General features: G+C 39.5%; 18 protein-coding genes. 11 read left to right on the top strand and 7 right to left on the bottom strand.

Annotated elements, in window-relative coordinates:
• Positions 1-65: 65 nt before the first annotated feature.
• The 4 genes from B7709_RS07650 (at position 66) to lacG (ending at position 4,440) form a co-directional block, all read left to right on the top strand.
• Complete coding sequence (locus B7709_RS07650) at positions 66-902, top strand: PRD domain-containing protein (RefSeq protein WP_084972317.1); 837 nt, start codon at positions 66-68, stop codon at positions 900-902.
• A gap of 35 nt (positions 903-937) precedes the next feature.
• A complete protein-coding gene (locus B7709_RS07655; protein WP_001078319.1) occupies positions 938-1,255 on the top strand; it encodes a PTS lactose/cellobiose transporter subunit IIA in 318 nt (105 codons plus the stop codon).
• The gene (locus tag B7709_RS07660) at positions 1,255-2,949 is read left to right on the top strand and encodes a lactose-specific PTS transporter subunit EIIC (RefSeq protein ID WP_061421069.1); all 1,695 of its coding nucleotides are present in this window, start codon (positions 1,255-1,257) and stop codon (positions 2,947-2,949) included. Before B7709_RS07655 ends, B7709_RS07660 begins: the two co-directional genes overlap by 1 nt.
• 84 nt (positions 2,950-3,033) lie before the next feature.
• Entirely contained in the window at positions 3,034-4,440 is a 1,407-nt protein-coding gene (gene lacG / locus B7709_RS07665; protein ID WP_084972318.1) for a 6-phospho-beta-galactosidase, read from the top strand.
• Positions 4,441-4,480: 40 nt separating this feature from the next.
• Here the strand turns inward: lacG and B7709_RS07670 are convergent, their stop codons facing one another.
• From B7709_RS07670 to nrdH, 4 genes are all read right to left on the bottom strand, one after another.
• The gene (locus B7709_RS07670; protein WP_084972319.1) at positions 4,481-5,248 is read right to left on the bottom strand and encodes a DeoR/GlpR family DNA-binding transcription regulator; all 768 of its coding nucleotides are present in this window, start codon (positions 5,246-5,248) and stop codon (positions 4,481-4,483) included.
• Positions 5,249-5,385: 137 nt separating this feature from the next.
• The gene (gene nrdF, locus B7709_RS07675) at positions 5,386-6,348 is read right to left on the bottom strand and encodes a class 1b ribonucleoside-diphosphate reductase subunit beta (RefSeq protein ID WP_000451372.1); all 963 of its coding nucleotides are present in this window, start codon (positions 6,346-6,348) and stop codon (positions 5,386-5,388) included.
• Between the two features lie 195 nt (positions 6,349-6,543).
• Positions 6,544-8,703 (bottom strand): class 1b ribonucleoside-diphosphate reductase subunit alpha, encoded by a 2,160-nt coding sequence (gene nrdE / locus B7709_RS07680; protein ID WP_084972320.1) that lies wholly within the window; start codon positions 8,701-8,703, stop codon positions 6,544-6,546.
• A gap of 86 nt (positions 8,704-8,789) precedes the next feature.
• On the bottom strand, positions 8,790-9,008 hold the full coding sequence (gene nrdH, locus B7709_RS07685; RefSeq protein ID WP_000259249.1) for a glutaredoxin-like protein NrdH: 219 nt from the start codon (positions 9,006-9,008) through the stop codon (positions 8,790-8,792).
• A 668-nt stretch (positions 9,009-9,676) separates the two neighbouring features.
• Here nrdH and B7709_RS07690 point away from each other — a divergent pair.
• From B7709_RS07690 to B7709_RS07715, 6 genes are all read left to right on the top strand, one after another.
• A complete protein-coding gene (locus tag B7709_RS07690; RefSeq protein WP_061453578.1) occupies positions 9,677-10,897 on the top strand; it encodes an alpha/beta hydrolase family protein in 1,221 nt (406 codons plus the stop codon).
• A 464-nt stretch (positions 10,898-11,361) separates the two neighbouring features.
• Positions 11,362-11,625 (top strand): phosphocarrier protein HPr, encoded by a 264-nt coding sequence (locus B7709_RS07695; RefSeq protein ID WP_000146948.1) that lies wholly within the window; start codon positions 11,362-11,364, stop codon positions 11,623-11,625.
• Between the two features lie 5 nt (positions 11,626-11,630).
• The gene (ptsP, locus tag B7709_RS07700; protein WP_084972321.1) at positions 11,631-13,364 is read left to right on the top strand and encodes a phosphoenolpyruvate--protein phosphotransferase; all 1,734 of its coding nucleotides are present in this window, start codon (positions 11,631-11,633) and stop codon (positions 13,362-13,364) included.
• A gap of 254 nt (positions 13,365-13,618) precedes the next feature.
• Positions 13,619-16,096, top strand: coding sequence for a pneumococcal-type histidine triad protein (locus B7709_RS07705; protein ID WP_084972322.1), 2,478 nt, complete (start codon positions 13,619-13,621; stop codon positions 16,094-16,096).
• Positions 16,097-16,291: 195 nt separating this feature from the next.
• Positions 16,292-17,209, top strand: a complete 918-nt coding sequence (locus B7709_RS07710; RefSeq protein ID WP_084972323.1) for a metal ABC transporter solute-binding protein, Zn/Mn family — start codon at positions 16,292-16,294, stop codon at positions 17,207-17,209.
• A gap of 13 nt (positions 17,210-17,222) precedes the next feature.
• Positions 17,223-20,270: a pneumococcal-type histidine triad protein gene (locus B7709_RS07715; RefSeq protein ID WP_084972324.1), complete on the top strand. Its 3,048-nt coding sequence runs from the start codon at positions 17,223-17,225 to the stop codon at positions 20,268-20,270.
• Positions 20,271-20,306: 36 nt separating this feature from the next.
• Here B7709_RS07715 and pepT read toward each other — a convergent pair whose 3' ends face one another.
• Positions 20,307-21,530, bottom strand: coding sequence for a peptidase T (pepT, locus tag B7709_RS07720; protein ID WP_084972325.1), 1,224 nt, complete (start codon positions 21,528-21,530; stop codon positions 20,307-20,309).
• A gap of 150 nt (positions 21,531-21,680) precedes the next feature.
• On the opposite strand from pepT, the gene hemH reads away from it, so the two are divergent.
• On the top strand, positions 21,681-22,775 hold the full coding sequence (gene hemH / locus B7709_RS07725; protein WP_084972326.1) for a ferrochelatase: 1,095 nt from the start codon (positions 21,681-21,683) through the stop codon (positions 22,773-22,775).
• Positions 22,776-22,815: 40 nt separating this feature from the next.
• Here the strand turns inward: hemH and mscL are convergent, their stop codons facing one another.
• Positions 22,816-23,196 (bottom strand): large conductance mechanosensitive channel protein MscL, encoded by a 381-nt coding sequence (mscL, locus tag B7709_RS07730; RefSeq protein ID WP_084972624.1) that lies wholly within the window; start codon positions 23,194-23,196, stop codon positions 22,816-22,818.
• A 77-nt stretch (positions 23,197-23,273) separates the two neighbouring features.
• Positions 23,274-23,711 carry a GtrA family protein gene (locus B7709_RS07735; protein ID WP_084972625.1) on the bottom strand — a complete coding sequence of 146 codons (438 nt, stop codon included), beginning with the start codon at positions 23,709-23,711 and terminating at the stop codon, positions 23,274-23,276.
• Between the last annotated feature and the right edge of the window lie 26 nt (positions 23,712-23,737).

A 23,737-nucleotide genomic window follows, 5' to 3' on the forward strand; every position in this document is an offset into this window, starting at 1 on the left:
TTTTCTAGTTCATTTGTGGTCATTTTTTATACTCATATACCTTTAAGATACAAAAGGAGGTTGCCATGTATCGAATTCTAAACCCAATGAATCACAACGTCTCGCTTGTCAGAAACGACAAAGGGGAAGAAGTGATTGTGATTGGTAAGGGGATTGCATTTGGAAAAAAGAAGGGGGATTTGATTGCTGAAAATCAGGTTGAGAAAATCTTTCGGATGAAGACCGAAGAGTCCAGAGAAAACTTTATGGCTCTTCTCAAAGATGTTCCGCTTGATTTTATCACAGTGACCTACGAGATCATTGATAAGCTTTCTAAGAAATATCATTATCCGATTCAAGAGTATCTCTATGTGACTTTGACAGATCATATATATTGTTCTTATCAAGCTCTAACACAAGGAAGGTACAAGGATAGCAATCTGCCAGATATTTCTGCCAAGTATCCTGTAGCTTTTCAAATCGCAAAGGAAGCCTTTGAAATCTACCGTCAGAAGTTGACAGATCATTTCCCTGAGGATGAAATTATTCGGATCGCTTATCATTTCATCAATGCCGAAGGGGAGAATGAAGTGGAACTTGTGGAGTCGATTGATAAGAGGAAAGAAATTCTCAGGAATGTTGAAGAAGTGCTGAAGAGTTACTCTATTCAACGAACTAAAGAGAATAACCATTTCTATGATCGCTTTATGATTCATCTCAACTATTTTTTGGATTATTTAGACCGTTCCAGAGATGATAATCAATCTCTTCTGGATATGGAAGATCATATTAAACAATCCTATCCAAAAGCGTTCGAGATTGGTTCCAAGATCTATGATGTGATTACGCAACATACGGGTCTTGATTTGTATAAAAGTGAACGAGTTTATCTAGTTCTACATATCCAACGTTTATTGTCATAAAAATTTAATTAAAAATACATAAGGAGAATTCTATCATGAATAGAGAAGAAGTAACATTGTTAGGTTTTGAAATCGTAGCCTATGCTGGCGATGCTCGTTCAAAACTATTGGAAGCCTTGAAGGCTGCTGAAGCTGGCGATTTTGCGAAAGCAGATAGCTTAGTCGAGGAAGCTGGTGGCTGTATCGCCGAGGCTCATCACGCGCAAACAAGTCTATTGACTAAGGAAGCAGCTGGTGAAGATTTGGCCTATAGTGTAACCATGATGCATGGCCAGGATCACTTGATGACAACTATCTTGTTAAAAGATTTGATGCACCATTTAATTGAACTCTACAAGAGAGGAGTTAAGTAATGAACAAACTAATTTCATTTATCGAGAAAGGGAAGCCTTTCTTTGAGAAATTATCTCGTAATATCTATCTTCGTGCTATTCGTGATGGTTTCATTGCAGGTATGCCTGTTATTCTCTTCTCAAGTATCTTTATCTTGATTGCTTTTGTACCAAACTCATGGGGCTTTAAATGGTCTGATGATGTTGTTAATCTCCTCATGAAACCTTATAGCTATTCAATGGGGATTCTGGCTCTCTTGGTAGCTGGTACAACAGCTAAGTCATTGACCGACTCAGTAAACCGCAGCATGGAAAAAACCAACCAAATCAACTATATGTCAACACTGTTGGCTGCGATTGTTGGTTTGTTGATGTTGGCAGCTGATCCAATTGAAGGTGGCTTTGCGACAGGTTTCCTTGGGACAAAAGGTTTGCTTTCTGCCTTTCTTGCTGCCTTTGTTACTGTAGCCATCTATAAGGTTTGTGTTAAGAACAACGTTACCATTCGTATGCCTGACGAAGTTCCACCAAATATCTCACAAGTCTTTAAAGATGTGATTCCATTCACTCTATCAGTGGTTTCTCTTTATGCTCTTGATTTACTAGCTCGTCATTTTGTTGGTGCAAGCGTAGCTGAATCAATCGGTAAATTCTTTGCACCATTATTCTCTGCTGCTGATGGTTATCTAGGTATTACGATTATCTTTGGTGCCTTTGCCTTCTTCTGGTTTGTTGGTATCCATGGTCCATCTATCGTTGAACCAGCAATCGCAGCTATTACCTATGCAAATGCCGAAGTCAACTTGAACCTTCTCCAACAAGGGATGCATGCAGACAAGATTCTTACTTCAGGTACACAAATGTTTATCGTTACCATGGGTGGTACGGGTGCGACACTGGTTGTCCCATTCATGTTCATGTGGTTGACCAAATCGAAACGTAACCGTGCAATCGGACGTGCGTCTGTTGTTCCAACATTCTTTGGAGTAAACGAACCAATCCTGTTTGGTGCACCACTTGTCTTGAACCCAATTTTCTTTATTCCATTTATCTTTGCGCCAATTGCCAACGTATGGATTTTTAAATTCTTCATTGAGACGCTTGGCATGAACTCATTTACTGCTAACCTTCCTTGGACAACACCAGGTCCGCTCGGTATTGTTCTCGGTACAAACTTCCAATTCTTGTCATTTGTTCTTGCTGCTTTGTTAATCCTTGTTGACGTAGCCATCTACTATCCATTCCTCAAGGTTTATGATGAACAAATTCTTGAAGAAGAGCGTTCAGGCAAAGCCAATGATGAATTGAAAGAAAAAGTAGCTGCAAACTTCAACACTGCCAAAGCAGATGCTATTCTTGAAAAAGCAGGTGTAGAAGCAGCGCAAAACACAATCACAGAAGAAACAAATGTTCTCGTTCTCTGTGCAGGAGGAGGTACAAGTGGTCTCCTTGCAAATGCTCTAAACAAAGCGGCAGCAGAATACAAAGTTCCTGTTAAAGCAGCAGCTGGTGGCTATGGAGCTCACCGTGAAATGTTGCCAGAGTTTGATCTGGTTATCCTTGCTCCTCAAGTTGCTTCAAACTTTGAAGACATGAAGGCCGAAACCGACAAACTTGGTATCAAACTTGCTAAGACAGAAGGTGGCCAATACATTAAATTGACTCGCGATGGAAAAGGCGCTCTTGCCTTTGTTCAAGCGCAGTTCGAAGAATAAAAGGTAAATAGCGAAGAAGTGAGATGGAGGAACTCCTCCCAACTCTATCTCCATCTCATTTCTATTTCTTGAAAGGTGAATCAAATGACAAAAACACTTCCAAAAGACTTTATCTTTGGCGGAGCAACAGCAGCCTACCAAGCAGAAGGTGCTACACATACTGATGGTAAAGGGCCAGTCGCCTGGGACAAATACCTCAAAGATAACTACTGGTACACTGCTGAACCAGCCAGTGATTTCTATCACAAATACCCAGTTGATCTCAAACTTGCAGAAGAGTATGGTGTCAATGGTATCCGTATTTCAATCGCTTGGTCACGTATCTTTCCAACGGGTTATGGGAAGGTTAATGACAAGGGGGTTGAGTTCTATCATAATCTATTTGCAGAGTGCCACAAACGGCATGTTGAGCCCTTCGTGACTCTTCATCACTTTGACACGCCAGAAGCACTTCATTCAAACGGAGATTTCCTGAATAGAGAAAACATTGATCACTTTGTGGATTATGCAGCCTTCTGTTTTGAAGAATTTCCTGAAGTTAACTTTTGGACAACCTTTAATGAAATTGGGCCGATAGGAGATGGTCAGTATTTGGTTGGGAAATTCCCTCCAGGTATTCAGTACGACCTTGCCAAAGTATTTCAATCTCACCACAATATGATGGTGTCTCATGCGCGTGCAGTCAAGCTATATAAAGATAAAGGTTATAAAGGTGAAATTGGTGTGGTTCATGCCCTGCCTACTAAGTATCCTCTGGATCCTGAAAATCCTGCAGATGTCCGTGCAGCTGAGTTAGAAGATATTATCCATAACAAGTTTATCCTAGACGCGACTTATCTAGGACGATATTCCGAAGTAACCATGGAAGGTGTCAACCATATCTTAGCAGTCAATGGTGGAAGCTTAGATTTGCGTGAAGAAGACTTCGTAGTCCTAGAAGCCGCAAAAGACTTGAATGACTTCCTTGGAATTAACTACTACATGAGTGATTGGATGCAAGCCTTTGATGGCGAAACAGAAATCATTCACAATGGTAAGGGTGAAAAAGGAAGCTCTAAATATCAGATTAAGGGAGTCGGACGCCGTGTAGCTCCAGATTATGTGCCACGTACGGATTGGGACTGGATTATCTATCCTCAAGGTTTGTATGATCAAATCATGCGCGTGAAGCAGGATTATCCTAACTACAAGAAAATCTACATCACTGAGAATGGTCTTGGATACAAAGATGAGTTTGTGGATGGGACAGTTTATGATGATGGACGGATTGATTATGTTAAGAAACATATGGAAGTGATTGCAGATGCAATCTCTGATGGAGCCAATGTCAAAGGCTACTTTATCTGGTCTCTGATGGATGTCTTTTCTTGGTCAAATGGTTACGAAAAGCGTTACGGCCTCTTCTATGTTGATTTTGAGACGCAGGAGCGTTATCCAAAGAAATCAGCTCACTGGTACAAGAAACTAGCTGAGACGCAGATTATTGACTAAAACTAACAAAAAAATTCCCCGCCAAAAGGCAGGGGAATTTTTATGGTTTTGATAAAAGAATGGTTGTTTGTTTGGACAGATCTTCAAATGTCTCCAGACTCAGTTTAGAATCTGAAACAATCGTATCAATCTCTGATATATTGTAAAAATTGTAAAAATCAAACTTATTAAACTTACTGTGGTCTGCCAGTAAGTATTTTTTATTAGCATTATTCAAGGCGATTCGTTGTACTTCGCCCTCTTCCTCGCTGAAGGTGGCAATAGCCTTATCCTTAATGCCATTACAGCTTACAAATGCCTTAGAAAACTGAAGGTTAGTCAAATCCTGCAAGGTAAGTGTCCCTACAAAAGCACCAGTGATAGAGCGATAGTTTCCACCAATCAAGATCAAATCTGTTAGTTTTCGTTCGTTTAGGATGAGAAAAACAGGAAGACTGTTTGTTACAACACGAATATTATCAATCGGGAGTTCACAAGCAAAACATTCTAAGGTCGTTCCTGGCCCGATAAAAATAGTTTCACCTTCGTCAATCAAATGACCTGCAAAACGGCTAATTTCTTGTTTTTCAGCAATCTGCAAACCTTGTTTTTCGACGTTTGAGCGTTCGTTGTTTAAGAGAGAACCTGTACGAAGTTTTTCAGCGCCACCATGCACGCGTACCAGCAAATCCTTATCTGCCAATTCTTGTAAGTAGCGGCGAGCTGTCATATCTGACACATCAAGACTCTCCATAATCTCTTTTACAGTAATAGTGCCTTTTGTGTTTACTGCTTCTAGAATACTATCTAGTTTTTCTTGCTTTAGCATCCTTATCACCTCGATTTCTACTATTATTATCTTACCATAAAACGCTCAATCAATCAAATAAAAAAACAAAATAAAACAAAAACAAAAATACCATGGTTGTTTTAAACAAACCATGATATTTTGAATGATTGGTCAAATTAGTCTAAACCGTAGTTGTAATCCTCGTCTTGCATGGCTTCAACTTCACCAAGGAGGTAACCATTTCCGACTTGAGAGAAGAAGTCGTGGTTAGAAGTTCCTGTTGAAATACCGTTCATGACGATGGGATTGACATCATCAGCTGAATCTGGGAAGAGTGGATCTTGTCCTAGGTTCATAAGGGCCTTATTGGCATTGTAGCGAAGGAAGGTTTTAACTTCTTCGGTCCATCCCACACCGTCATAGAGACTTTCTGTATAACCTTCTTCGTTCTCATAGAGGGTGTAGAGCAGGTCGTACATCCATTCTTTGAGCTTTTCTTGCTCTTCTTCAGGTAATTCATTGAAACCAAGTTGGAATTTGTAACCAATGTAGGTTCCGTGAACAGACTCATCACGAATGATCAGTTTGATGATTTCCGCAACGTTGGCCAGTTTGTTGTTACCGAGATAGTAGAGGGGGGTAAAGAAACCAGAGTAGAAGAGGAAGGTTTCAAGGAAGACGCTGGCAACTTTCTTTTCTAGTGGGCTACCATTGAGGTAGATTTCATTGATAATTTCCGCTTTTCTTTGTAGGTAGGGGTTAGTGTTGGTCCATTCAAAGATTTCTTCGATTTCAGCCTTGGTGTTCAAGGTAGAAAAGATAGAAGAGTAAGATTTTGCGTGGACAGATTCCATAAACTGGATGTTGTTGAAAACAGCTTCCTCATGCGGTGTACGGATGTCTGCGCGAAGCGCCTGAACACCAGTTTCAGATTGCATGGTATCGAGAAGGGTCAAACCACCAAAGACTTTTCCAACTAAGTCTTTTTCTTTGTTTGATAGTTTCCTCCAGTCGTCTAGGTCATTTGACAAGGGGATACGTGTATCGAGCCAGAATTGCTCCGTTAGCTTTTCCCAAGTGGATTTGTCGATGACATCTTCGATGGCATTCCAGTTAATGGCTTTGTAGTAAGTTTCCATTTAAAATCTCTTTCTGTATGTAATAATGCGATTGTCAAATCATCTCTATTTTATCATAGTCTGAGAAGAGTATCGCACAAAAAGTCGGAAGACCGACTTTTCATTTTTCCTAGTATTTTAGATGCTTGTCCAAGTTTAGTTTAGTGTAATCCTTTAATCAGTAATCTGAGGAAATTTAGTTAGCTCAGAATAGAGCTAAATCACACAGCTTTCACATTGGTTAGCACCGACTTCTCCACCGTCGTCTGTAAAGGTACGGACGTAGTAAATAGACTTGATACCCTTGTTAAAGGCATAGTTACGAAGGATAGACAAGTCACGTGTCGTTTGTTTGTTTTCTTTCTTCCATTCGTAAAGACCTTTTGGAATATCACTACGCATGAAGAGGGTGAGTGAAAGTCCTTGGTCCACGTGTTCTGTTGCAGCAGCGTAAACATCAATCACCTTACGCATATCCATGTCGTAAGCAGAAGTGTAGAAAGGAATAGTTTCTGTTGACAAGCCTGCAGCTGGATAATAGATTTTACCGATTTTCTTCTCTTGGCGTTCTTCGATACGTTGCGTAATCGGGTGGATAGATGCAGAAACATCGTTGATGTAACTGATAGAACCATTTGGAGCAACAGCTAGACGGTTTTGGTGATAAAGACCATCTGCTTGAACCTTTTCGCGAAGTTCAGCCCAGTCAGCAGCACATGGGATAAAGACGTCTTTGAAGAGTTCTTTAACACGGTCTGATTTTGGAACAAATTCGCCTGTCACATACTTATCAAAGTAGCTTCCGTTAGCATAGTCTGATTTTTCAAAGTTGTGGAAGGTAATACCACGTTCACGCGCGATATTGTTTGACTCCACCAAGGTCCAGTAGTTCATAAGCATAAAGTAGATACTGGTAAATTCAATTGACTCAGGTGATCCGTATTCGATCAGTTGTTGGGCAAGGTAGCTGTGCAGTCCCATGGCACCAAGACCAAAGGTGTGAGCCAAACTATTTCCGTGGTCAATAGTAGGAACAGCTACGATGTGCGAACTATCTGTAACAAAAGTAAGGGCACGAACCATGGCACGAATAGAACGACCAAAGTCAGGTGAGGTCATCATGTTGACGACGTTGGTTGAACCAAGGTTACATGAAACGTCCGTTCCCATTTGAAGAAATTCTTGAGCATCGTTGATTAAGCTTGGTTCTTGAACTTGAAGAATCTCAGAACACAAGTTACTCATGATAATCTTTCCATCAACTGGATTTGCACGGTTAGCCGTATCGATGTTGACCACATAAGGATAGCCAGACTCTTGTTGCAATTTAGAGATTTCAGTTTCCAAATCTCGCGCCTTGATTTTTGTCTTACGGATGTTTGGATTTGCGACTAATTCATCGTATTTTTCAGTGATGTCGATGTAGTTGAATGGCACACCGTATTCAAGTTCTACAGAGTAAGGACTGAAGAGGTACATTTCTTCATTTTTGCGAGCCAATTCGTAGAATTTATCGGGTACTACAACACCAAGTGATAGTGTCTTCACACGAACTTTTTCATCGGCATTTTCTTTCTTAGTTGAAAGGAAAGCAATGATATCTGGGTGAAAGACATTGAGGTAGACAACCCCAGCACCTTGACGTTGCCCTAATTGGTTAGAGTAAGAGAAACTGTCCTCAAAAAGTTTCATAACTGGCACGACACCAGATGCTGCTCCTTCGTAACCTTTGATAGGAGCTCCAGCTTCACGAAGGTTGCTGAGGGAAATTCCCACACCACCACCGATACGTGAAAGTTGAAGAGCTGAGTTGATGGAACGTCCGATAGAGTTCATGTCATCAGTTACCTGAATCAAGAAACAAGATACCAACTCCCCACGACGGGCGCGACCAGCATTCAAGAAAGAAGGAGTAGCTGGTTGGTAGCGTTGGTGGATGATTTCATTGGCAATATCAGTCGCAATCGCTTCATCTCCGTCTGCAAAATAAAGCGCATTAAAGAAGACACGGTCTTCCATACTTTCAAGGTAATATTCACCATCGTTAGTCTTCAAGGCGTACTGGTTGTAAAATTTATAGGCAGCCATGAATGACTTGAATTGGAAGTTTTGGTCTTTGATAAATTGGTGCAATTCTTCCAAAAACTCTGGGCGGTATTTCTTGAGAAATGCAGTTTCGATATAGTTGTGTTCAATGAGGTAGTTGATTTTATCAGTAATTGAATCAAAAACCATAGTGTTTGGAACTACATTTTCTTTAAAGAAAGCATCCAAGGCTTCCTTATCTTTATGAAGCATGATTTGTCCATTAACAGGACGGTTGATTTCGTTATTGAGACGGAAGTATGTCACGTCTTCAAGATGTTTTAATCCCATAAAATTTTCCTTATCTAACCTGATTACAAAAGAAAGGCCTCTAAGTTAGCCCTAGAAGCGAGTTTCTTCTGGATGATTTACTAAGATTATGCTAATTGTTTCAGTTTTCCTGGTTGGAAACCTGAAAAGACTTCAGTTGGTGTTTGGATAACAGGAGCAGCGCTGAAACCGAGCTCTTTAACTTGATCGACGTACTCAGGTTGCTCGTCAAGATTGATCTCACGATAAGACACGTTGTTGCTATCCAAGAAACGTTTGGTCATTTTACATTGTACACAATTATTTTTAGAATAAACCGTTACCATTTTCGTAACTCCTCATAAAATTTGATTACTTTCTTAGTATATCAGAAAAAAAAACTTTGTCAAACTTTTTAAACTAAATCTTGTGCCTAAAAGTTACAGTTTTAAAATTAAAATACAAGATATAGTGGTTTTTGAAAGAAGTTGAAAATGGCAAAAATCGTAAGAGCATGAATAAGTTTAGCGGAGACAATGCTTTAACAAAACTGAAACTGTAATATTAATGAAAAAAAGAAAGTCTCTGCACAAGATGTCCCTATATTTTGTATTAAAATATTTAAAAGATAACTAAAATGAAGATGTTAGATTATACTGCATTCATCCAAATAGATTATGAATTTCGTATTCTTGATAGAGAGTATATAACTGTAATTTTTGGGAAGTATTCGCTTTATGTGGTATACTAGTAGTGACCATATAGATAGGAATAAATTTAAAAATGAAGCTATGAAAAGAGTTTATAGCGATTACGATATTTAGGTATATAGACTATTTAAAAAATATAAAAGACAGTAGATGAGTTAGATAAATGTTGAATATGCAAAAACTATTAGAATAGAGTTATTCACTTTAGAAACTTATACTTACTGTGGAAATATATAGTATAATGTTGTTAGGGAAATAGGATTAATAGATTAATAAATGAAAGAATGCAAATCAGGAGGTGCGTGGTGAAAGAAAACGAGGTCATTTTAAAACGGCAATCGACTCGCGTATTTTTTAAGAATGGGGATACGGATTTTTTCTTTAATTGGTTGCTAGGAATCGGTGAAGTTTTTGGCCTCTCTCATGGAGAGCTGTATTATCTTGCTCAAAAGTTAGGTAATTCACCAAAACCTGATGACTGGAAAAATGAGTTTTTATCACATGTGAACTATCTTGAACAAAAGGTTAGTAATTTAGGTTTGAGTGAACAAACAAAGGCGCAGTATTATCTCGCACAGACCTACTCACTTCGATCGGCAATCCAGTTTACTGATCCATTTTCTGCCGAATACTTACCTATCGTTTGTCAAATGGAGAAGGCGTTCTCTAGTGCAATTCATTCACTAGGTACACCGATTGAAAAACTAACTATTGCTTATCAGGATTCCTACTTGCCTGGTTATTATCTTCATAGCGGTGATAATTGCCCAACGCTGATTATGATTGGTGGAGGTGATACTTATCGCGAAGATTTATTTTATTTTGCAGGATATCCTGGATGGATACGAAATTATAATGTTTTAATGGTTGACCTTCCTGGTCAAGGGAGCAATCCTAGTAGAGGGCTAATCTTTGATGTGGATGCTTCTATTCCAATTTCATTATGCATAGACTGGTTGGAAAATAGAAATCCTAAACTAAATTATTTAGCCATTTATGGTGTCAGCGGAGGGGGATATTTTACCGCACAAGCTGTCGAAAAGGATCCAAGAATTCATGCTTGGATTGCTAGTACCCCTATTTACGACGTTGCAGAGCTCTTCAGAAAAGAATTCGGATCAAGTTTGAAAGCACCTAGTTGGTTAATAAATGCCATTTTAAAATTAGCTGGAAATTTGAATGAATCAGCAAATTTGAATCTTAAAAAGTATGCATGGCAGTTTGGTACTTCTGATTTTAAGAGTGCTATTGATGATGTATTTAACTATGCAAAGATTGTAGATTATCAAAAAATTCAATGCCCATGCCTGTTTATCATGGGAAAGGGTGAGGGTGCTGAACTGCAGCATCAAACTAAGGTAATTTATGAATCACTTAAATCTAAAAATCAACAAACTAAACTTCAAGTATTTGAGGCGGAAAGTGGTGCGGACGCTCATTGCCAAGTCAATAATTTAAGACTCGCCCATAATGTCGTTTTTGATTGGTTGGATACTTTATTTGAATGGAATCAATCAAAGTTTTAGTTCTACTTATACTACTTAGATATATCTACATTTTTACTGTTAGGTGCTACAAGCCTATTTTACTTTAAGTAGCAAATTGAATAAATTCTCTACTGTTGATGGTAAGAGTAGGTTTTAGAATTTCAGTATTTGATGAAGTCTTTTCAAATAATAGGTTGGCTGAGTTATATTAATTATAACTAAATAGTATTATTTTTTCATTATTTACTAGGATTGTCTTCTGATTGATATTAAGAGAAAATAGCTTTGAAAATTGAATTTTGATGATAACATTTTTGAACAATTAGTGTTTAGATATGCTATTTAATTGCTAGAGTGCTCATTATAATAGAAAAAGAAGTAATTTCATTTTCAGTAAAAGTCCATAAAATACTTGAAAAATTATCTTGAAGATGATATAATACAGTCTTGTAAGGGTTATCACATATAACTCAAAAAGAAAACACTTAAAGGAGAGTCAAACTATGGCTTCTAAAGATTTCCACGTAGTGGCAGAAACAGGTATTCACGCACGTCCAGCAACATTGTTGGTTCAAACAGCTAGCAAATTTGCTTCAGATATCACTCTTGAGTACAAAGGTAAATCAGTAAACCTTAAATCTATCATGGGTGTCATGAGTCTCGGTGTTGGCCAAGGTGCTGACGTTACAATTTCAGCTGAAGGTGCAGATGCTGACGACGCAATCGCTGCTATCACTGAAACTATGGAAAAAGAAGGATTGGCATAAGGAAAATGACAGAAATGCTTAAAGGAATCGCAGCATCAGACGGTGTTGCAGTTGCAAAAGCATATCTACTCGTTCAACCGGATTTGTCATTTGAGACTGTTACAGTCGAAGATACAAACGCAGAAGAAGCTCGCCTTGATGTCGCTCTAAAAGCATCACAAGACGAGCTTTCTGTTATTCGTGAGAAAGCAGTAGGTACGCTAGGTGAAGAAGCTGCTCAAGTATTTGACGCTCACTTAATGGTTCTTGCTGATCCAGAAATGATTAGTCAAATCAAAGAAACAATCCGTGCTAAGAAAGTGAATGCAGAAGCAGGTCTGAAAGAAGTGACAGACATGTTTATCACTATCTTTGAAGGTATGGAAGACAACCCATACATGCAAGAACGTGCGGCGGATATCCGCGACGTGACAAAACGTGTATTGGCAAATCTTCTTGGTAAAAAATTGCCAAACCCAGCTTCTATCAATGAAGAAGTAATTGTCATTGCACATGACTTGACTCCTTCTGATACAGCTCAATTGGACAAGAACTTTGTAAAAGCTTTTGTAACCAACATCGGTGGACGTACAAGCCACTCAGCTATCATGGCTCGTACACTTGAAATCGCTGCTGTATTGGGTACAAATAACATCACTGAAATCGTTAAAGACGGTGACATCCTTGCTGTTAACGGAATCACTGGTGAGGTTATTATCAACCCAACTGATGAACAAGCAATAGAATTTAAAGCAGCTGGTGAAGCTTATGCTCAACAAAAAGCTGAATGGGCACTTTTGAAAGATGCTAAAACAGTGACAGCTGATGGCAAACACTTCGAATTGGCTGCCAACATCGGTACTCCAAAAGACGTGGAAGGTGTCAATGACAACGGTGCAGAAGCTGTTGGTCTTTACCGTACAGAATTCTTGTACATGGATTCTCAAGATTTCCCAACAGAAGACGAGCAGTACGAAGCATACAAGGCTGTACTTGAAGGAATGAACGGTAAACCAGTTGTCGTTCGTACAATGGATATCGGTGGAGATAAGGAACTTCCTTACTTCGATATGCCTCACGAAATGAATCCATTCCTTGGATTCCGTGCCCTTCGTATCTCTATCTCTGAAACTGGAGATGCTATGTTCCGCACACAAATCCGTGCCCTTCTTCGTGCGTCTGTACACGGTCAATTGCGTATCATGTTCCCAATGGTTGCGCTCTTGAAGGAATTCCGTGCAGCTAAAGCAGTCTTTGACGAAGAAAAAGAAAACCTTCTTGCTGAAGGTGTTGCAGTTGCGGACAATATCCAAGTTGGTATCATGATCGAGATCCCTGCAGCAGCTATGCTTGCAGACCAATTTGCCAAAGAAGTTGACTTCTTCTCAATTGGTACAAACGACTTGATCCAATACACAATGGCAGCAGACCGTATGAACGAGCAAGTTTCATACCTTTACCAACCATACAACCCATCAATCCTTCGTTTGATCAACAATGTGATCAAAGCAGCTCACGCTGAAGGTAAATGGGCTGGTATGTGTGGTGAGATGGCTGGTGACCAACAAGCCGTTCCACTTCTCGTCGGAATGGGCTTGGATGAGTTCTCTATGTCAGCAACATCTGTACTTCGTACACGTAGCTTGATGAAGAAACTTGACACAGTTAAGATGGAAGAGTACGCAAACCGTGCCCTTACAGAATGCTCAACAATGGAAGAAGTTCTTGAACTTCAAAAAGAATACGTTAATTTTGATTAATTGAAAAGTCCCTGCAACTCAGTTGCAAGGACTTTTTTGATATTTTTTAAAGAATTTTCAAGAAAATCTTTCTTATAGAAAGTCCAACCTTGAAAAAGTAGTGGTCAGAACAAAAAAATACTTAACCAGTTCATAAAATTCTTGACAAGTTGCAAATTTAGGAGTAAACTATTAACCAGTTAAGAAATAGAGAGGAGTTTCTGCAATTTAGAAATGAATTGTAACTAGAAATATCAAAAAGAAAGTGAGTTTCAATGAAAATTAATAAAAAATACCTTGCTGGTTCTGCGGCAGCTTTGATTTTAAGTGTTTGCTCTTACGAGTTGGGACTTTATCAAGCCAGAACGATTAAGGAAAATAATCGTGTTTCCTATATAGATGGAAAACAAGCAACGCAAAAAACGGAGAATTTGACTCCTGATGAGGTTAGCAAGCGTGAAGGAATCAATGCGGAGCAAATCGTCATCAAGATAACAGACCAAGGCTATGTTACTTCACATGGCGACCACTATCATTATTACAATGGTAAGGTTCCTTATGATGCGATTTTCAGTGAAGAATTACTCATGAAGGATCCAAACTATAAGCTAAAAGATGAGGATATTGTCAATGAAGTCAAGGGTGGTTATGTTATTAAGGTAGATGGAAAATACTATGTTTACCTTAAGGATGCTGCTCATGCAGATAATGTCCGTACAAAAGAAGAAATCAATCGACAAAAACAAGAGCATAGTCAGCATCGTGAAGGTGGCACCCCAAGAAACGATGGTGCTCTATCCTTGGCACGTTCGCAAGGACGCTATACTACGGATGATGGTTATATCTTTAATGCATCTGATATCATTGAAAATACTGGTGATGCTTATATCGTTCCTCATGGCAATCATTACCATTATATTCCCAAGAATGAATTATCAGCTAGCGAGTTGGCTGCCGCAGAAGCCTTCCTATCTGGTCGGGGAAATCTGTCAAGTTCAATAACCTATCGCCGACAAAATAGCGATAGCACACCAAGAACTAACTGGGTCCCTTCTGTAAGCAATCAGGGAACTACCAATGCTAACACAAGCAACAACAGCAACACTAACAGTCAAGCGAGTCAAAGTGATGACATTGATAGTTTGTTGAAACAGCTCTACAAACTGCCATTGAGCCAACGACATGTGGAATCTGATGGCCTTGTTTTCGACCCAGCACAAATCACAAGTCGCACAGCCAGAGGTGTAGCTGTCCCTCATGGTAACCATTACCACTTTATCCCTTATGAACAAATGTCTGAATTGGAAGAACGAATTGCTCGTATTATTCCTCTTCGTTATCGTTCGAACCATTGGCTACCGGATTCAAAACCGGAAGAACCAAGTCCACAACCGACTCCAGAACCTAGTCCGAGTCCGCAACCTGCACCAAATCCTCAACCAGCTCCAAGCAATCCAATTGACGAAAAATTGGTTAAACAAGCGATTCGAAAAGCAGGCGGTGGTTATGTGTTTGAGGAGAATGGAGTATCTCGTTATATCCCAGCAAAGGAACTTTCGGCAGAAACAGCAGCAGCCATTGATAGTAAACTAGCCAAGCAGGAAAGTTTATCTCATAAGCTAGGAGATAAGAAAACTGAGCTCCCATCCAGTGATAGAGAATTTTACAATAAGGCTTATAATTTACTAGAAAGAATTCATCAAGATTTACTTGATAATAAAGGGCGACAAGCTGATTTTGAAGCTTTGGATAAACTGTTGGAACGCCTCAATGATGCCTCAAGTGATAAAGTCAAGTTGGTGGATGATATTCTTGCCTTCTTAGCACCCATTCGTCATCCAGAACGTTTAGGAAAACCGAATGCGCAAATTGCTTACACAGATGATGAGATTCAAGTAGCCAAGTTGGCAGGCAAGTATACAACAGAAGACGGTTATATCTTTGATCCTCGTGATATTACCAGTGATGAGGGGGATGCCTATGTAACTCCACATATGACCCATAGTCATTGGATTAAGAAAGGTAGTTTGGCTGAAGCTGAAAGAGCAGCAGCCCAGGCTTATGCTAAAGAAAAAGGTTTGACGCCTCCTTCGACTGACCATCAGGGTTCAAGAAATACTGAGGCTAAAGGAGCAGAGGCTATCTACAATCGAGTAAAAGCAGCTAAGAAGGTGCCACTTAATCGTATGCCTTACAATCTCCAACATACTGTGGAAGTCAAAAACGGTAGTTTAATCATACCTCATTATGACCATTACCATAACATCAAATTTGAGTGGTTTGACGAAGGTCTTTATGAGGCGCCTAAGGGGTATAGTCTAGAAGATCTCTTTGCGACTGTGAAGTACTATGTTGAACATCCAAACGAACGTCCGCATTCAGATAGCGGATGGGGCAATGCAAGTGACCATGTTCAAAGAAACCAAAATGGTCAAGCTGATAACAATCATACGGAAAAACCATCAGAGGAGAAACCGCAGAGTGAGAAACCAGAGTCTACAAAACCAACTGAGGAGCCAGAAGAAGAATCGCCAGAGGAAGCAGAAGAGCCTCGGGTCGAGACTGAAAAGGTTGAAGCGAAGTTAAGAGAGGCTGAAGAGCTACTTGCAAAAATCCAAGACCCCATTATCAAGTCCAATGCAAAAGAAACTCTCACAGGATTAAAGAATAATTTACTATTTGGCGCCCAAGACAACAATACTATTTTGGCAGAAGCTGAAAAACTATTGGCTTTGTTAAGGGAGAGTAAGTAGTTGTAGCAGCATTTTCTAACTCCTAAAAACAAAATAGGAGAGCTAGAAAAGATAAAATCGAAAAATGAGAGCAGAATGTGAGTTCTAGTTCTCATTTTTTCATGAAAATGTGCAAAATAACTTGACATATATGGTAAATAAAGATAAACTATTTACTAGTTAATTAAATGGTTAAATACTAGTTAAGGAGTAATGATGAAAAAAAGAACATTTCTATTATTAATGACAGGTCTGTTGGTTCTTGTCTTAGGAGCATGTAGCCAAAAAGAAAAACAAGAGGCAAAAGGGATGAAGATTGTAACAAGTTTTTACCCAATCTACGCCATGGTAAAAGAGGTATCAGGGGACTTGAATGATGTACGGATGATTCAGTCAAGTAGTGGGATTCACTCATATGAACCCTCAGCGAATGACATTGCTGCCATCTATGATGCGGATGTCTTTGTCTACCACTCGCATACACTGGAGTCTTGGGCGGGAAGCCTGGATCCAAATTTAAAAAAATCAAAAGTAAAAGTTTTAGAAGCGTCTGAAGGGATGACCTTGGAGCGTGTACCAGGCTTGGAAGATGTAGAAGCTGGGGATGGGATTGATGAAAAAACACTTTACGATCCGCATACTTGGTTAGATCCTGAAAAAGCAGGCGAAGAAGCGCAGATTATTGCGGATAAACTTTCGGAGCTTGATAGTTCCAATAAGGAAACTTATCAAAAGAATGCTAAAAACTTTATCGCTAAAGCTCAAGAATTGACTAAGAAATACCAGCCTATTTTTGAAAAAGCGAGTCAAAAGACCTTTGTAACACAACATACAGCCTTTTCGTACCTGGCTAAACGCTTCGGTTTGAAACAACTTGGTATAGCAGGGATTTCCCCTGAACAAGAGCCGAGTCCGAGACAGTTGACAGAAATCCAAGAATTTGTCAAAACCTATAAGGTTAAAACTATCTTTACTGAGAGCAACGCTTCTTCTAAAGTCGCTGAAACCTTGGTCAAATCAACAGGAGTTAGTCTGAAAACACTGAATCCTTTGGAAGCAGACCCCGAAAATGACAAAACTTACTTAGAAAATTTAGAAGAAAATATGAAAGTTCTTGCTGAAGAATTAAAATGAGGAGATTATGAAAATGAAGAAAAAGTATCTTGTGGCGGGATCGGCTTTAGTACTTTCCCTAAGTCTTTGCATCTATGCACTGAACCAACACCAAGTAGAAGGAAACAAAGACAATAACCGTGTATCTTATGTCGATGGGAAACAAGACTCACAAAAATCAGAAACTCAGACACCAGATCAAGTTAGCAAAAAGGAAGATATTCAGGCAGAACAAATTGTTGTGAAAATTACCGATCAAGGTTATGTGACTTCACACGGTGATCATTTCCATTATTACAATGGTAAAGTTCCTTTTGATGCAATTTTCAGTGAAGAACTCTTGATGAGAGATGCCAATTATCAACTTAAAGACGCTGATATTGTCAACGAAATCAAAGGTGGCTACATTATCAAGGTTGATGGTAAGTATTATGTTTACCTTAAGGATGCGGCACATGCAGATAACGTTCGTACAAAAGACGAAATTGAACGCCAAAAACAAGGTCATACACACGATGCGCCAACTTCTAACAGTGCAGTGACACTTGCACGGTCACAAGGACGCTATACTACCGATGATGGATACATCTTTAATCCATCTGATATTATAGAAGATACTGGTGATGCTTATATCGTTCCTCACGGTGGACATTACCACTACATTCCAAAGAGTTCCTTGTCTGCTAGTGAATTGGCTGCTGCTCAAGCCTACCTCTCTGGAACTAGAAAACAACCGAGTGTGACTGACTATCGTCCAAGTCAAAATGGAATCGGTCAAACCACTAATTCTAGTCAACAAACTGAAACACCAAGCAATACAGAAGAGAGCCTTCAGAATCTATTAAAACAGCTCTATGCACTTCCAAGTAATCAACGTTATGCGGAATCGGATGGCTTAATTTTTGACCCTGCTAAGATTTCAAGCAGAACACCGAGTGGCGTAGCGATTCCTCATGGAAATCACTATCATTTCATTCCGTATACAAAGCTTTCTGCTTTGGAAGAAAAGATTGCGCGTATGATTCCTCTTGCTAGCGACAGTGGGCAACCAGTACCTTTGGAAAATCCAAGTAAACCAGTAGAACATCCTGATCAGCAAGACCATCATCATGACCAAGACGGTGACCATGGAAGTCAGGGGACCAAGCATAAAGATCATGACCACGATGGAGAGAACCATAATCACCATCATGACGAAGAGCATGATCACGACTTTGCAGCTGAACGCGTTGTCAGTGAAGATGAGCAAGGGTTTGTAGTTTCTCATGGAGATCACGCTCATTATTTCTTTAAGAAGGACTTGACTGATGCTCAAATTAAAGCCGCCCAAAACCACTTGAAAGAAAATCGTCAGTCTGAGCCTGTTCAACCACTTGCCAAGACCGTGGAAAATTTCTCAAGAGATGCGAGCGATGAAGAAAAAATCAAGTATATCTCACAGACCTACGGAGTACCGCTTGAAGCGATTCGTATTTCAAATGGATTCTTTGTCTTTGGAAATCCGGATCAAGCCTATGATCCTACTCATATTCATCCCTATGCAGTACGAAAAGAACATGTTCGTATACCGCTGCAGACAGGTGATCCTGAACTTGATTTCTTAAATGAACTTTATACTACTGCCCTACGCGACAATGTGTCTCCTTATAGTTTGCAGGTTGAAAATGGTAGTTTTGTCATTCCACATGGTGATCACAATCACTATATTAAGGTTCAGACCAAGGGTTATGAGGTCGCTTTAAAGAATAAGATTCCTACCTTACAATCAAGCTATCAGCCTGGAGCTTTTGACGAGCAAACTGTTCTTTCTAAAGTTGATCAACTATTAGCAGATAGCAGAAGTCTCTACAAAGACAAACCTATCATGCAGAGACGGGTTGAACTTGCTTTGGGTCAATTTACCGAGAACATGAAAAAACTTGCGACAAACTCAACTGCTGGATACCTAGCAGCCTTGGATCTCTTTGATAAGCAATATATCCATGTGGATCACAGTGTGTCTCCAGTTGAAACATCATCTTTGGACAAGAAATACCAAGCCCTTGTAGATAAGATCAATACACTGGATACAGATACTTATGGTTTGCCTAAGAAGGATCTCTTGCTACATTTGCAGGATGCGAAGCTAGCACAAGATGAGACAGAGTTGGATGCGATTGAAGCGAAACTTCAAGCCTTGCAAGATTTCCGTGATCGGACAGGGGTTACGACAGTAGAGTACATTAAGTATTTCTACGAACATGTATCTGATGGCCGACTCAGAGAAGAACTACGTAACCGTGTTGCCAAGTTGACTTGGGAACTTTACCAGTCGCAATCTTTCCTCAAAGCAACCGACTTAAACAAGTTATTCCCAACCATCTACCAAACTAAACTAGAGGTGGAAGAAGCTCTCAAAGACGAACCAGTTTCTACAAAAGCTGGCAAAACCATTCTGGATACGGAAAAAGTGGATAGCCAAACTGCTAAGACAGCTATCTATGAATTCCTAAAAGAACTCTATGGTGACTTTATGCCAGAAGAACGTGTCACTCATGTGAAGAAGGAAGAAGTTGAAGCACTTCTAGCCAAAGTAACAGACCTCTTAGCACGTGTCAAAGAAGATGGTGTCAAACAATCCCTAGCTGAAGAAGCAGCTAATATCAAAGCAGCCACAGAAAAAGAAAATGCAGACTTTGATGAAGCCAAGACACAGCTTGAGGAACTTTTGAACCGTATTGCAGCAACTATCCAACGAGAGGAAAAACAGGCAGAACAAGATCCGCAAACGGTGATCATCTATCAAAAACTTTATAATGTCTTGCTCTCTCTTCACAAGTACCTTGAGGATAATAAGGGATCAGATGCAGACTTTGAGCGTGTTGATGCCCTATTTGATCAACTCGCAGCCAAAAGTAGTGATAAAGAAGGCCTCCTTACTCTAGCTAAAGAGATTATTAGCTTGAACCAAGAACTCCGTTCAAAATCAAGTGAAACTGCTAACCAATCTAAGTCTGAGAAAGATAGTGAAACAGCGACATCTCAAGCAAGCGAAAAGCAAGAGCAAAGTGAGTCTGACTCAAGTGCTCAACCAAACGAATAAAAAGAAAGGCGAAGTAGCTGAGCTACCTCGTCTTTTTTAGTCTTTATAGGATACAATACCAATGATGGTATCTACTGCGCGCTCCATAGTTTGAAGGCTGACGTATTCAAAACGACCGTGCATGTTTTCACCACCAGCAAAGATATTTGGAGTTGGAATTCCCATGAAGGAAATCTTAGAACCATCTGTTCCACCACGAATTGGTTCAATGATTGGCGTGATTCCCAGATCTTCCATTACGGCTTTGGCAATGGTAACGGGTGTCATGTCTTTCTCGATGACTTCTTTCATATTGTAGTACTGGTCTGTCAGACTCAAGGTTACTCTATTATTCCCAAGCTTTTGATTCATCTTATCAGCAATGTCCCGCATGGTTTCCTTACGAGCTTCAAAGGCATCTTTTTCAAAGTCTCGAATGATATAGCTTGCACGCGCCTCCTCGACACTACCTGACACATCCATAAGATGATAGAAACCTTGGTAACCATCTGTCAGCTCTGGTCGGTCGTTCTCAGGAAGTTGATTATGAAAATCAATCGCCAGCTGAAGGGCATTGACCATCTGTCCTTTGGCAGTACCAGGGTGGACATTACGCCCTTGGAAATGGAGCTCAGCGCCAGCTGCTGAGAAAGTCTCGTACTGGAGTTCCCCTAGTGGTCCTCCGTCAACAGTGTAGGCGAAATCAACATCAAAATCTTTAGCATCGAATTTGTTAGCACCAACGCCAATTTCTTCATCTGGACCAAAACCAACTCGAATTTCACAATGCTTGATTTCGGGATGAGCAGCCAGGTATTCGATAGCAGTCATAATTTCAGCAATCCCAGACTTGTCATCAGCACCTAGCAAGGTCGTGCCATCAGTTGTGATAAGCGTTTGGCCATGATATTTTTCAAGGCTCTTGAAATCAGCAGGATCGAGTTTAAATCCAGAATCACCCAAGTCGATAGCTCCACCATCGTAATTTTCGATGACTTGCGGCTTCACCCCTTCAGCATTAAAATCAGCAGTATCCATGTGGGAGATGAAGCCAATTTTGCGAGTGAGATTTGGATCGTTAGCTGGTAAGGTACCAATAGCAAAACCATTTGGCAGATAGTAAACATTTTGCAGGCCGACACGTTTCATTTCAGGGATAAGAATATTGGTCGCAAAATCTACCTGGCTTTGCGTACTTGGAGTAGTAGTAGAGTGTTCATCAGAACGCGTATTGACCTTAACGTAGGTCAGAAAACGTTCCAAAAGGTTGGGATAAGTCATAAAAACTCCTTTAATATCATTTTTTCATTGTATCATAGAATGGAGAGAAAGACAAAGAGAAGTAAATAAAAAAAAATGAATGAAAGCGTTTATTTATTATATATTTCATGGTAGAATGGTAATTGAAAAAAACATCACAAGGACATATCAATGAAAAAAGCAATTTTAATGATGACATTTGGTTCGCCAGAAGAGATCACCTTTGAGAGTGTAGCAGAATTCTTTACAAACATTCGTCGTGGAGTTAGACCCCAAGATCACGAGATTCAGACTCTCTATGACAACTATGTCCTTATCGGTGGGACACCCTTGCAGCGTATTACACGTGAGGAGGTTGATTTAGTCAAGGAACGTTTAGGCGAGGAGTACGGTATCTACTTTGCCAACAAATTTTCTCGTCCCTTTATTCCAGACGTAATCAAGCAGATGGAAGCAGATGGTGTTGAAGAATGTATCTGCTTGATTTTGGAACCTCATTATTCTTTTTACTCAGTCATGGGGTATGAAAAGTTTCTGGAAAGCCAGCAGATCCGATTTTTAGTCATTAAGGACTGGTATCAACAACAGGCTTTGCTGGACTTTTGGACAGATGAGATTAGCAAAATTTTACGGAACGATGTGGGAGAAGAGTCCTTTAAGGTAATCTTCTCAGCCCATAGTGTTCCAATTTTTGCCTTAGACTTTGGAGATCCTTATATCGATCAAATTTTCGATAATAGCAAGCTAATCGCTGAACAACTCGGCCTAACAGCCGACCAGTATACCAATACTTGGCAGAGCGAAAGCGATATTGGAATCCCTTGGATCAAGCCAGATGTACTCGAGTATTTGAGAGAACAGAAACAACATCCAGAGCATTATATTTTTGTACCGATTAGCTTTATCAGTGAACATATTGAAGTTCTTTTTGATAATGATGTAGAATGTTATGAGTTATGTCAAGAATTAGGGGTAAATTATCATCGCCCACCAATGCCAAATACAGATTTTCGTTTAATTGATGCTTTAGTTGATACTGTGAGGGACAATGAACAAAAAGAATTTAAGGAATTTCTCCCAGAAGAAGAAACCTTTGATGAATTAGCTCCTTCAGCAACCACTAAGGATATTATGGAGGAAACAGACGATCTCCAAATGCCAGAATTTGTGAAAAAACTGATTGAGAAAAAAGGCCGTGAAAATGTGAAGATGCCTTACTTAATTAAAAAAATGCTAGAAAAGGCAGGTAAGTTGCCGAAAGACTAAAGAAAAAAGGATTTAGCATGAAGCTAGATCCTTTTTTGTCTTATTTTTTCTCAAGAAGAGCTTTGATTTCTTGAAGAACTTCAAGTTCAGTTGGAGCAGCAGGTGCTTCCTCAACCACTTCCTCTTTCTTACGAAGGTTTTGAGCTTTTTCAATACCTTTGATAACGAAGAAGAGAACTGTACCCACAACAAGGAAGTTGATGACAGCGCTCAAGAAGCTACCGTAACCAACACCATTCCATGAAAGCTCAGCGATACGCTCAACATTCGCAGCTTTCAAAGCTGGGTTTAAGATAAGTGGAGTGATGATATCATTTACAAGTGAAGTAACGATAGCACCAAAAGCAGAGGCAATGATCACACCGACAGCGAGGTCAACGACATTACCACGAAGCAAAAATTCTTTAAAATCTTTTAACATTTTCATAAAATCCTTTCATAAAATCATGTTATATTATATCTTAAATAGCTATATAATGCAACTCTAATGCTTATGATTTAAGACACTTTTTTAAAGATATATGATTTACTAAATATATAATTGAGAATGATAATCAAGATTTGAGCAATCAGAGTTTCGATGGTATTAACCCTATCTATATTCTGTTCAACAAACTGACCAATAATATTGGGATAAGATGTAACGAAAATATAAGTTAAAAGAACGTCCAAACCAAGAGTAGAGAGCCGTGCTAAGAAAAATTTAGCCAGACGGATTGCCCAATTTTTTCTCTCTTGTTTAAAAACAAATGCATCATTAGTGATAAAGGCAAAAAGAATAGCAATAATATTTGCGAGTATGGTTGCTAGGACTTCTTGATGGCTGATACGGTAGATAGCTAAACGTGATAAAATTGAGACCAGAGTAGTAGCACCACCAAAAAATAAGTAGGAGAGAATCTCGTTATCAAAGAAAGCTTTTATTTGATTTTTCATGATTTTAGTATAGCATAAAGTCATAT

This window comes from Streptococcus oralis subsp. dentisani (assembly GCF_002096335.1).
GTDB lineage: Bacteria > Bacillota > Bacilli > Lactobacillales > Streptococcaceae > Streptococcus > Streptococcus oralis_Z.